Below are 12,250 nucleotides of genomic sequence, written 5' to 3' on the forward strand. Positions count from 1 at the left end.
GCTTAAACTCTTTTATTAATGTTAAGTAAAGATATTTTAATGTAAAATGAATATACTGAGTATAAATATTATCTTTCTTAGGGGTTTAAAAATGAATTCAATATTAAATACATTAAAAACAATAATACCTCGCAGTATGAGAAAAAGGTTAATAAGAAAAGTAACGTTACAGGATATTACGCTTCATAGTGGATTCGTAGTCATCAATCTAACACTGAAAAACTTTTATAATTTTAACCTGAATAACAAGCTGAATATTACACTCTCAAATGGTGAGTATACTGAAACACTTGAGTACTCTATTGAAAAAAATATGCTGTCGATACAGCTTACTGACAGTACATTTAAAAAAACAACGGGGAATTCTTCTATTAAGATTTCTGTTGACGGTAAAAATATGATTATTGATTCCAATACGGATATTGAGAGTAAAACATCATTCTTTAAGGATGGAAAATATTATAATATTCTGGTGAACGGTACTTTAATTCTTGAGCATCTTTTAGCGGAATATACTTTTAATCAATCTTATATCAATGCTGAGGAAATAAATGTTTCCTATGAGAATTTATCGATAAAATTTGATGCTGAAATTAATATGGAACGCTACAATATAGCACTGCTTTATGCCAATAAGATCGTTGAAGTACCTAACACCGGCAGCAGGGCGGTAATGGCTGCTTCGGATTTTAGAAATATTACCATGGGCAGAGCAGCAGTTTATGTTGTTAAAGGTTTCGAAATGACACCGGTCAAGCTCAATATAGATGAAGTGAATTTAACGACCCAGGAACATAATCTAAAGTTTTTAAATGAGGATCATGAACTTTATGCGTATGTTGAAAACCATGAGATTGAAATAACGAATGTTGCAGCTGAAATATCAGGGGACAATGTACTTATAAAAATGTCGTACAATGAAAGTTTTGACATTGATACATTTGTTGCCGTAGATACAATTTCCGGTGATGAAGAATCATTCGCAGTAAACAAAACCGCTCCCGGTGAACTTGCAGTATACGTTCCTCTAAGCGTACTGGTTAATGAGTTTTCAAGGAAAAAATTTAAGCTGATAACGGCCTCAGAGGAGCCCCTTACACTACAGCCTAATGTGACTCATGCAGATATGCTTGGTTTCGGTGAACGTCTCGTTCTTAATTACGAACACGAAAATATAAAACTCTGGTTTTATAAGAGAAAAGATACGGCGCTTGGCTTTAAAGTGACCCGCCCCCGTATGCGGAGACAGATAACCGAGATTGAAGGTTTTAGTTTTGAAGGTTTCATAAAGGGTGAAGAAAACTTTATAGACTGTGACACCTATATAATTTTTGAAGATCGTTACAGTAAAGATTCAATTCAGGTTCGGGTCGATGACGAATTCACTATAAATTTGGCCGACTTAAATTTAATCTCAATTAAAAGTAAAGATAAAACAATATTAGATGTGTTTGTTGCAATGGTTCATAAAGACGGAGAAATAGTGCGGAAAGAAAAGATTAAATATAAGTTCTCCGACTATAACAAAGATAATTATTACGGCAGCTATTCTGAAAAGGACTCGGAAGACAGCGTTCATTATCACTTAATCACAACAACACCATTTGATAACCTTAAAATAGAAACATTCTCTATTCCGAAAGAAGTAGAAATACCCGGTGATACAACTGAGAAGGATTATAACATTTGGCTTGTCGGAGAGCGTTACGATACGGCACAGGATAACGGTTATGCATTCTACAAATATCTGCGCGAGCAGACAGACATAAACGCGTATTATACTATCGAAAGCGGGGCGCCTGATTATTACAAGATAAAATCGGATCCGCACGTATTGGTATTTGGTTCAGCAGAGCATTTCGACATCGCATTTAAAGCAGGTGTTCTGCTCGGCACACATGATCTTGAAAATCTGCTACCTTACAAGCCTGCACGCGGTTTTTTCAACTACGAAGACACTGTAAAAGTATTCCTTCAGCATGGTGTGCTTGGCCGTAAGAGGGTGGAGTATCATAAAAAATATTACGATTTGCCGTTCGACTTATTTATAGTCAGCAGTGAACCCGAGAAGTACGACGTTGTAATGAAAAAACTTGGATACGATGATGAAGATGTTGCAATTACAGGGCTTGCCCGGTTTGATTCATTGCCTCGGGGGAACAAAACAAAAGATATACTGCTTATGCCGACCTGGCGTGACTGGATTAATACAGATGAGGCATTTCTGACGAGTAAATATTTCCATAACTACAATGGGCTGATTCACAATGAACGCCTAATTAAAATTTTGGAAGATAATGACGTACAGCTGAACTTTTACCCGCATTACAGAGCGCAGATGTATTTTAACGATGAAATTTTAAACCCGAGCAATAATATTAAATTTATTCAGCTCGGCACTCGGACAGTACAGGAACTCCTGATTGAGCATTCATTGTTAATAACGGATTACTCGAGTGTGAGCTTTGACTTTACACTGATGAATAAGCCCGTTATTTACTATCACTTTGATGTCAGAAAATTTTTCAGACAGGGAAAACTCCGTCCGTTATTCCAGACTTTTATCGGTGATATTGCGCGGACCGAAGATGATTTAATCGATTTAATTGAAACTCAGATTAAGCTGAACTTTAAATCGGATCAGCCTGATATTTCAGGCATATTTAAATATCAGGATCATGCTAATTCAGCACGGATATATGACAGTGTTAAAGATAAAATTAACAGTAAAATTAATAAGTAAAAAGAAACCATCCGGCTTAGGATGGTTTCTTTTTACGTTCCGTATATATGCTTAACTAAATCTCTGCTCGACTGGCCGCTGCTGTATTTATTCCACTGGTCATTAAAATCTGTAACTTTCTGGATATCGAAATTGTTTTCCTGTATCTCTTTAATAATATCTTCTGTACTGTACGCAATTGGACCGGGCATATATGATTCATAGTTAAACCAGATACCGCGTTCTTTTTCATACTCCTTTAAATCGTAGGGGAAGAATATCATAGGCTTATTCAGAATTGAAAATTCAAACGGTATCGACGAGTAATCCGTAATCAGTATATCTGAAGAGACCAGCAGCGAGTTAATTTCAAAACCTGTTGAGACGTCAGTGACAAACTCATCATTATTAAAGCCGGACAGTTTAACGGCAGGATGAAGTTTTAACAGCAGATGATACTCGCTGCCAAGACTTTTTTTCATCAAATCAATACTTAGATTTACATCTGCCAGTTCAAATTGATGATCTCTGAATGTGGGTGCATAGAGCAGTACTTTCTTACCTGTAAGTTCTGGCAGCGCAGCATGTACTTTTTTTGCTGCGTTGTTAACAGCCTCTCTACTGTAAAAGAAATCAGTTCTCGGGACACCGGTTTTGATCATGCGGCTGTCATCTGCTTCAAAGGCTTCACCAAATATATAAGCCATTTCATCCGAACCGACAGCAAAGTAATGGAATCTGCTGTAGACTTTTTTAAAGCGGTCATATGTGCTGCTCCGTCGGTCTTTTATTGTTTTATCTCTGTATCCAAAATATTTCACCGCACCATTGGCATGCCATAATTGAGTACATTTTACTGAGGCACGGAAATTACAGGCAGCGAGTACCACGTGATAGTTATCGATAAAAATATACTTACCTGTCGCGAGATGATACATTCCCCTGATTAAAGAGAAAACTTTGCGCGGAGTAAAATCAACGATATTATCTGCCTTGATATTGTTAAACGTTTTTTGTGAGCGGGGTTCTTTTAATATGTAAATTTCTGATGAGGTCTGTTTCTTTACTTCATCAATGACATATTCTATATTGTCACCGAACGATGACAGCATTATCGTTTTGTCTTTCAGCGGCATCAGACTAAATATATTAAAGATAGTGCTGAGCACAGCAAGGTAAAAAGCAATGGCTGCTTCTTTAATCATTTTTCTGCTTTAGCTCGTCTTTAATTTTTGTTGTTGAAACCCCGCTCGTTCTCGGCAGATAAACGACTTCACAATATTCTTTAAGAAAATCGAATTCACCTTCCCAGTCATTGCCCATTACAAAAGTATCGACACTGTATTTTTTGACGTCTTCGACTTTCTGGTCCCAGTCATTCTCGCCGATAACTTCATCGACATATTTAATTGCTTCGAGAATTTGTTTGCGCTCTTCGAATGAATGGTAAGCCTCTTTGTGCTTAAGAGTATTGAACTCATCTGTTGATACAGCAACGATTAAATAGTCTCCAAGTTCTTTCGCACGTCGCAGTATATTTATGTGTCCTGTATGAAGCAGGTCGAATGTTCCGTAAGTAATTACTTTTTTCATGATAATTTGCCTCCGTTAAAGCATTATTAAAGTGTTTTGTAGTATTATGAATTATAGCATAAGATAATTATGAAAACTTTGCAGGTGTGGTGGATATGAAAAAAATTAAAAATTTAGCATTAAAATTATATAAAATAGCATTCTGGATATGCGGAAAGTCTTTTAATAAAGATAATTCGCTGATTATTTTTGAGAGTTTCCTCGGAAAACAGTATAGTGATAATCCTCGGGCACTATACGAATATATGTCGATTCATTACCCGGAATACAGATTTATGTGGAGTGTCGATAAGCGATACACTGATGTGTTTGAACGTTACGACATTCCTCATATAAAGAGATTTTCTCTCAGCTGGATGATTTATATGAATAAAGCGGTACTGTGGATTTCAAACAGCAGATTACCGCTCTGGATTCCAAAGCCAAAAGGGACGACGTATTTGCAGACATGGCATGGCACGCCGCTTAAAAAACTTGCGGTTGATATGGATGAAGTCCATATGCCCGGCACTGACACAGAACGCTACAAACGCAACTTCACCCGTGAATCTGCAAAGTGGGATTTTTTAGTCTCACCGAATGAATATTCAACTGAAATATTTAAAAGAGCGTTTAAATTTGAGAACCACATGCTGGAAACCGGATATCCCCGCAACGACTTCCTGTTTACTAACAGCGATGATGAAGCGATTCAAAACCTGAAAAAAGATTTGAATCTGCCTGAGGATAAGAAGGTGATTTTATATGCCCCGACCTGGCGAGATGATTCTTATCATGGTAAAGGACGCTATAAATTTAATCTGGAATTCGATTTGAAAGAAATGTACGAAGCATTGTCTGACGAATATATTATTATTTTGAGAATGCATTATCTGGTCAGTGAGAATCTTGACATCAGCGAATATGAAGGTTTTATTTATGATTACTCGAAATACGAAGAAATCAGGGATTTATATGTCATTTCAGATATGCTGATTACAGATTATTCATCAGTATTTTTCGATTATGCAAACTTAAAAAGACCGATGATATTCTACGTTTATGATATCGATAATTATAGAGACAAACTCAGAGGGTTTTACTTTGATTTTGAAAAGAAAGCTCCGGGACCGCTCGTTACTACGACAAACGAGCTCCTTACAGCAATTGAAAATACGAAAAATGAAGACTTTAACGAAGTATATAATACTGCAGAATTCCGCAGCAGATTCGGTGCACTTGAAGACGGTAAAGCGTCACAGCGTGTTGCTGATGAAGTTATTTGTTATTTAAGAAGTAAAATTGTATAATTCACCATTGATGAAAATTTGAGGTTGTGAGTAACTTATGAAATCCATGTGGAAAGTATTGCAGGAACAAATTGCCCACTTTTATTTAGTGCGGCGCCTGTCAGTTTATGATGTGAAAAGTAAGAATCAGAATAATTATTTAGGCATAGTGTGGGAAGTATTGACTCCGGTTATCAGTATTCTTATATACTGGTTTGTGTTTGGTACATTAAGGTCCCGTGCACCAATTGAAATGGGTGGTATGGAAGTACCGTTCTTCTTCTGGCTGTTTATAGGATTTGTCGTCTGGACATTTTTCTATCAGGCAAGTATAGAATCGTCCAAATCGATTTATACCAGACTGAAGATGCTGTCAAAAATGAATTTCCCGTTAAGTGTAATACCTAATATTCCGATATTTTCAAAGTTTTATACGCATTTAATTATGCTTACTATCGCTTTTATCGTGTTCCAGTTTGCAGGCTACTATGTCAGCGTATACTTTATTCAGATTCCGTATTTTATTTTTGCAACGTACGTGCTGATATATTCGTTTGCTTTGATTACATCAACACTGTCAACGCTAATTCGGGACGTTCATTTAGTGCTTAACTCGCTGCTGCGCATGCTGCTTTATTTATCAGGCGTGCTGTGGCCGCTGTCGATGCTGTCGGGTTTCCCAACGCTGATGGTGATTATGCAGTTAAATCCGCTGGTATATTTAATTGAGGGTTACCGTGCTGCATTTTTTGGCACAGAATGGTTCCTTGTTACACAGTGGGAATATTCATTATACTTCTGGGGACTGATGTTCGTTATGCTGTTTATCGGTTCGGTGCTGCATATTAAATTCAGACGTAATTTTATCGATTACTTATAATGGGGTTTAAAAATGACAAAAGCTATTATTACTAAAAATGTCGTGAAAAAATATAAACTTTACGAGAATCAGAAGGAGCGCATGCTTGATCTTATTAGTCCTAAAGGGCATGGTGAGGACTTTTATGCGCTGAACGGTGTGAATTTTGAGGCGGATAGAGGCGATGTTGTCGGTTTTATCGGCATTAACGGTTCCGGTAAGTCGACGCTGTCGAACATTATTGCAGGCATCGTCCCTGAAACCAGCGGGGAAGTACAGGTAAACGGTCAGCCCGCGCTTATCGCAGTCGCTGCAGGTTTAAATGATGATTTAACAGGGCGCGATAATATAGAGCTGAAGTGTTTAATGCTCGGATTTTCAAAGGATGAAATTAAAGCGCTCGAACCTGAAATTATTGAGTTTGCAGAACTTGAAAACTTTATCGATCAGCCGGTTAAATCGTACTCAAGCGGAATGAAATCAAGACTCGGTTTTGCTATCAGTGTAAAAGTGGATCCGGATATTTTAATTATAGACGAGGCGCTGTCGGTCGGAGATAAAGCATTTGCAGATAAAAGTCTGAAAAAAATGCTCGAATTTAAAGACCAGGGAAAAACGATGATTTTTGTCAGCCACTCTATTGGACAAATGAAATCGTTCTGCGATAAAATTCTGTGGCTCGAATTTGGACGTGTTAAAGCGTTCGGCGAGGTCAAAGATGTACTGCCGCTGTATGAAGCTTTCCTTTTAAAATGGCAAAATATGCAAAAAGATGAAAGAGATTTATACAGAACTAAAATAATGTCGAAAGATCCAAGCGAAAATAAATATAAAAAGCTTGGCGATTTAATGGTACTGGATGACGATGAAGAACTTGAGGCATCTCATACCTACTCGGTGCGGCCGGTCAGCAAACTGGTGCATTTAAAAGCCTATACGACGTATGTATACAAAGCGCCGAATGAAGAAGATGGCAAAACGGATGCTCAGCATTTAAAGAATAAAGTATATTACGTAAAAAGAGAAGCGACATACCAGTTTGAGAATTATTACCTGCTGAGTACTAAACCAAGCGGGGAAGATGGTGTTATCGGATGGATCAGAGGAATAGAAACATCTGCGCATGTTCATACACTTGTGGACAATGACAAAAAAACATTTTACTTAAAAGGGCGCGGCTATGCATCGACTGAACCGTGGGGCGGTAAGCGCCAGTATGTTCATGAATCTCTTGAACAACATAAAGGATTACCTTTTAATGTGAATGAAACAATTTTAGTCGGCAATAATATCTGGTACAGAGGAATTATTGAAGGCGAAAATGAATCTGCATGGGTACACAGCAACAATGTGGCAGCTGATATAGAAGAATTAAATGATGATCAAAATGATTAAGAGGTGCTTGTGCACCTCTTAATTTGTTTAATACAAAGTTTCTGACGATGTGAAGAAACCATCGGCACCAAGACTTGTCAGCCGGTCGGCTTCTTTTTGACTCTTCACAGTATATGGATAGACTTTTAAACCGTATTTGTGGCATTCTTCAATGAATGCAGCATTGGCAATTTTTTTATGCGGATGCACACTGACAGCATTGAGTCCTGTCATGCTTACATACTTTCCGGCATTAATCATTGGATAATGTATTAGGAATCCGAGTTTAATATTTGGATTGCATTCTGCAATGCGGAGCAGAGCCGTATGATCAAATGATGAGACTATAATATTATCGAGATTATAATGCTTGAGTACAAGGTCTGCGATATGCTTTTCTATACCGATATGACGCTCAGGAGAATTTTTAATTTCAATATTAATTAAAATATCATCAGGCATAAACTGAAGCACATTTTCTAAAGAAGGTATTGTAGCACCTGCGAATTTCTCGTCAAAATATTTACCGACATCTATAGACTGCAGTTCATCATAAGTATATTGATTAACTGCAAGTTTTGCGTCTTTATTATAACGTTTCAGTTTGTAATCATGAACGATTACAGGTACGCTGTCTTTCGTCAGCTGGACATCCAGTTCAATCGCACGGGCGCCGTAATCAAGCGCTGTATTAAAGGCGATTTCAGTGTTTTCAGGTGCAACAGATTCAGCACCGCGGTGTGCAAACACAGTAACCATATAAATTCACTCCAATTTTAATTAGACTTTAATATTCATAGTGTAACATCTGAAAGTAAATAAATTATTAAGAAGATGTAAGAAAGGAAGAATCGCTGTGACGGTAAAATATAACACTGTTAAGCTGATGGACATTGATTTTATCAATATATCCAGATATTCGTTTTTAAATAAAATAGTCTATCCAGCTATCGAACAAGAGAAAAAATGTTTTATCGTCACGGCAAACCCGGAAGTTGTGATTGCAACACGGGATGATCCAGACTTTAAAACAATAGTGAAAAGCGCAGATTACGTTCTTGCTGACGGTATCGGGGTCGTTAATGCATCGAAGCTTATCAATAATCCGATTAAAGAACGAGTCACAGGTGTAGATTTGATGTACGACCTGCTTAAATATGCGTCTGATAATAAGAAACGCGTATTCTTCTTAGGAGCCAGTGAAGAAGTAAATATTAAAGTAACAGAAATTGTCGAAAAGGACTATCCCGGCCTGATAATAGCAGGCAGAAAGAACGGCTACTTTAACAGATATGATGATGATATCGCAGATTATATAGCCGGTACAAAACCGGATATTGTCTTCGCTGCACTTGGTGCCAAACGGCAGGAAGGCTGGATACATCATTATATGGACAAATTCGATAAAGGAATATTTATCGGGGTCGGCGGCAGTTTCGATGTACTGAGCGGACAGATTAAACGGGCACCTGAGATATGGATTAAACTGCAGCTCGAGTGGCTGTACCGTTTAATAAAAGAACCTCACAGAATGAAGCGGGATTTAAAAGTTTTGGAATTCATGCTGCTGCATGTGCCGGTACTTAAAAGAATTATGAAATGGCTTGGTTTCTCCAAGTCCAAATCAAGATCAACCCGGGACGGCATACGCTGATGAAAAACAGGGCAGAGTAATCTGCCCTGTTTTTCTATAGTTAAATATTTTTTTATGGTAAAATATTTTTAAGATTCAGAACACCATGCAGCGGGGGAGATTGAATGACCGGAGAAATGATATTTGTCGCAGTCATCATCGTATTAATGTTAATAGGTTTATCATTTGAGGTTATTCGTGCAGATTTTTTAATCTTTTTAGTACTGGTGATATTTCTAATAACCGGCGTTATAAGCAGCGGTCAGGCATTAAGCGGCTTTTCGAACGAAGGAATGTTGACAGTACTGCTCCTGTTTATCGTAGCGGGCGCCATTCAGAAACACGGAATTATTGAGCTGGTTGTCTATAAACTGCTTGGGAAAACCCGGAGTGTAAAAACAAGTATGATAAAGGTAATGCTTCCGGTCGGACTGGCGTCGGGTTTTCTTAACAACACACCGATAGTCGTTGCACTGACACCGATAATTAGAGACTGGGCGATAGATAACGGCTACAGTCCATCAAAATTTTTAATTCCTTTATCTTACATTACAATTCTTGGCGGGACGATTACAATGATTGGTACGTCTACGACGCTGGTCGTTCACGGTCTGCTGATTAGTGCAGAACTTGAAGGATTCTCCTTCTTTACACTGGCAGTGGTCGGGCTGCCGATTACTGCCGCTGGTCTTATATACTTGCTGACGATCGGATATAAGCTGCTGCCGGAACATCTTGGTGCAAAAGAGCAGATCAGTCAGGAGACTAAAGAGTTTCTGGCAGAAGCAATTATTGAAAAGAATTTTGAACACGAAGGACAAAGCGTAACCAAGCTTGGCCGTGATGTGCTGGACGGAATATATATAATTGAAATTATACGTAATGGTAGCAGAGTTTATCCAGTTACGGGTGAGACTAAAGTTCTGAACGGAGATCATATTATTTTTTCCGGCTCATTAAATACAATCGGGAAAATACAGAAATTTAAAGGTGTAACGATTAAAACAGGTTCCGAACTCACACTGGATGATGTAAGTAATAAAGACAGTCATTTAGTTGAAACGGTAGTTTCACATAATTCGGCTCTCCTTAATAAAACATTGAAACAGGCTAATTTTAAAACGCGCTACGATGCCGGTGTTATCGCTATTCACCGTAATAACCAGCGTATTAAAAGCAGGGTGGGAGACATCGTTCTAAAAACAGGTGATACTCTCTTACTGCTTGCGGATAATGCATTTATTGATAAGCATAAATATTCTTCTGATTTTTATGTTGTCACTGACGTAGCACCGCCTGAAAACTTAAATCAGGATATGCGTAAAGGGTGGGTCAGCTTAATCGCCCTGATTTCTATGATTCTTGCGGTAACACTTGGATTATTCTCAATGCTTGAAGCAATGCTGGTTCTCGTCGTTCTGCTTATTGCTTTTAAATTCATTACACCAAATGAAATAAAGAAATTTGTTCAGTTTGACGTTATACTGCTTATTGCCAGTGCATTTGCTGTCGGTGCGGCGATGACAGAGTCCGGATTGGCGCAATATATAGCAGGCGGTCTGACATCACTTGCCACGCCGCTTGGAGTACTCGGTGTCATTATAATTATTTATATAGTCACTAATATTTTCACTGAAATTATTACAAACAGTGCAGCTGCTGTGCTGATGTTTCCAATCTCGCTTGAAGTGGCTAATGTGATGGATATAAATTATATGGGTCTAATAGTCACTGTTACTATTGCTGCATCAGCGAGCTTTATGACACCAATCGGTTACCAGACGAATCTGATTGTATACGGACCTGGTGGTTATAAATTCAGTGACTATATAAAAGTCGGTGCACCGCTTTCTATGATTACCATGATCATTGCATCTCTAATAATTTACGCTGTCTGGTTCTGATGAAAATACGGAATTAAATATTATATTTCAACAAGGTTACAACTATGTTACAATACTTTATGAACGAAATGAAAAAGTCATTGTTTGTGAGGTCCTAACTTGAGACAAATATTATTATCAATATTTGTATTATTTCTAATCGGATGTAATCAAAACGAAAAATTTTCTAAAGCAGAAGATTTATCGGCAGTTGCTAAAACACATTTCACTGCAAGTAACTTGGTTATAACGACATCAGAAGATACTGCAAATAATTTATCGAACAGCACAGCCAACACCGGCGATCACGATACTGAAAATATACTGAAAAACAATATAAGCGATGCTGAACAGTCAAATAGTGCAGCACTTGAAACGCTTCTCGTACAAATTAATGAAACCCATGACGATATATTTGATGTCTGGGATAATAACTTTATTCCGCTTTATAATGCATATCAGTTTGATGGGCTGGAAGTGGAGTATGCAGCTGATGAAATTACGAACTTAAATGAGAGTTATGTGAAGCTGGAAAAAGAAGTTGAAAATCTTTCAGTGCCTGATGATTTACCGGCAGGTGAACAGTTGCGGATTCAGGAAATAAAAGACGATCTGCTCCTTGCGATATCGAATCGCTCACTTGCGGTAATTGAATTTAAGTCTATGCTCGGCAGCGATGATGTTTTGCATCAGGCATTTATGGATATTCATATTGCCAATAGCAACCGCTATTTAGACGAAGTAAAAGAAGTTAATGCAGAACTCGGAGTTAGAAATGAAGAACTGATAACTGCTAAATAATATAATTAATAAAAGCGCCGTAATGACGTGATACCCAAAAGTTAGACTATTTGGTATTATGCTGATTTTAAGGTATGTTTCCTGTATTGAACAGGAGACATGCCTTTTAATTTTGTC

Annotated in this window: 10 protein-coding genes; 7 read left to right on the plus strand and 3 right to left on the minus strand. The window is 37.7% G+C overall.

The window, feature by feature from the left end:
* Positions 1-91 precede the first annotated feature (91 nt).
* Entirely contained in the window at positions 92-2,743 is a 2,652-nt protein-coding gene (locus H625_RS0111600) for a CDP-glycerol glycerophosphotransferase family protein (RefSeq protein WP_051239084.1), read from the plus strand.
* 32 nt (positions 2,744-2,775) lie between these two features.
* Here the strand turns inward: H625_RS0111600 and H625_RS0111605 are convergent, their stop codons facing one another.
* Both H625_RS0111605 and tagD read right to left on the minus strand, forming a co-directional pair.
* Positions 2,776-3,927, minus strand: coding sequence for a CDP-glycerol glycerophosphotransferase family protein (locus H625_RS0111605; RefSeq protein ID WP_026860065.1), 1,152 nt, complete (start codon positions 3,925-3,927; stop codon positions 2,776-2,778).
* On the minus strand, positions 3,920-4,315 hold the full coding sequence (gene tagD, locus H625_RS0111610; protein WP_026860066.1) for a glycerol-3-phosphate cytidylyltransferase: 396 nt from the start codon (positions 4,313-4,315) through the stop codon (positions 3,920-3,922). Before tagD ends, H625_RS0111605 begins: the two co-directional genes overlap by 8 nt.
* A 95-nt stretch (positions 4,316-4,410) precedes the next feature.
* Here tagD and H625_RS0111615 point away from each other — a divergent pair, with 95 nt between their 5' ends.
* From H625_RS0111615 to tagH, 3 genes are read left to right on the plus strand one after another with little or no spacing between them, the layout of a single operon-like run.
* Positions 4,411-5,604 (plus strand): CDP-glycerol glycerophosphotransferase family protein, encoded by a 1,194-nt coding sequence (locus H625_RS0111615; RefSeq protein ID WP_026860067.1) that lies wholly within the window; start codon positions 4,411-4,413, stop codon positions 5,602-5,604.
* A gap of 37 nt (positions 5,605-5,641) precedes the next feature.
* Positions 5,642-6,463, plus strand: a complete 822-nt coding sequence (locus H625_RS0111620; protein ID WP_026860068.1) for an ABC transporter permease — start codon at positions 5,642-5,644, stop codon at positions 6,461-6,463.
* A gap of 12 nt (positions 6,464-6,475) precedes the next feature.
* Positions 6,476-7,837, plus strand: coding sequence for a teichoic acids export ABC transporter ATP-binding subunit TagH (gene tagH, locus H625_RS14010; protein ID WP_035785882.1), 1,362 nt, complete (start codon positions 6,476-6,478; stop codon positions 7,835-7,837).
* Positions 7,838-7,864: 27 nt separating this feature from the next.
* Here tagH and H625_RS0111630 read toward each other — a convergent pair whose 3' ends face one another.
* Entirely contained in the window at positions 7,865-8,575 is a 711-nt protein-coding gene (locus tag H625_RS0111630) for a glycerophosphodiester phosphodiesterase (protein ID WP_035785885.1), read from the minus strand.
* Positions 8,576-8,672: 97 nt separating this feature from the next.
* On the opposite strand from H625_RS0111630, the gene H625_RS0111635 reads away from it, so the two are divergent.
* The 3 genes from H625_RS0111635 (at position 8,673) to H625_RS0111645 (ending at position 12,133) form a co-directional block, all read left to right on the plus strand.
* Positions 8,673-9,470: a WecB/TagA/CpsF family glycosyltransferase gene (locus tag H625_RS0111635; protein ID WP_026860070.1), complete on the plus strand. Its 798-nt coding sequence runs from the start codon at positions 8,673-8,675 to the stop codon at positions 9,468-9,470.
* A 104-nt stretch (positions 9,471-9,574) separates the two neighbouring features.
* Positions 9,575-11,353 carry an SLC13 family permease gene (locus tag H625_RS0111640; protein ID WP_026860071.1) on the plus strand — a complete coding sequence of 593 codons (1,779 nt, stop codon included), beginning with the start codon at positions 9,575-9,577 and terminating at the stop codon, positions 11,351-11,353.
* 99 nt (positions 11,354-11,452) lie between these two features.
* Positions 11,453-12,133 (plus strand): hypothetical protein, encoded by a 681-nt coding sequence (locus H625_RS0111645; RefSeq protein ID WP_026860072.1) that lies wholly within the window; start codon positions 11,453-11,455, stop codon positions 12,131-12,133.
* The last annotated feature ends 117 nt before the right edge of the window (positions 12,134-12,250 follow it).

This window comes from Jeotgalicoccus psychrophilus DSM 19085, from assembly GCF_000425845.1.
In the GTDB taxonomy this organism is placed as follows: Bacteria; Bacillota; Bacilli; order Staphylococcales; family Salinicoccaceae; genus Jeotgalicoccus; species Jeotgalicoccus psychrophilus.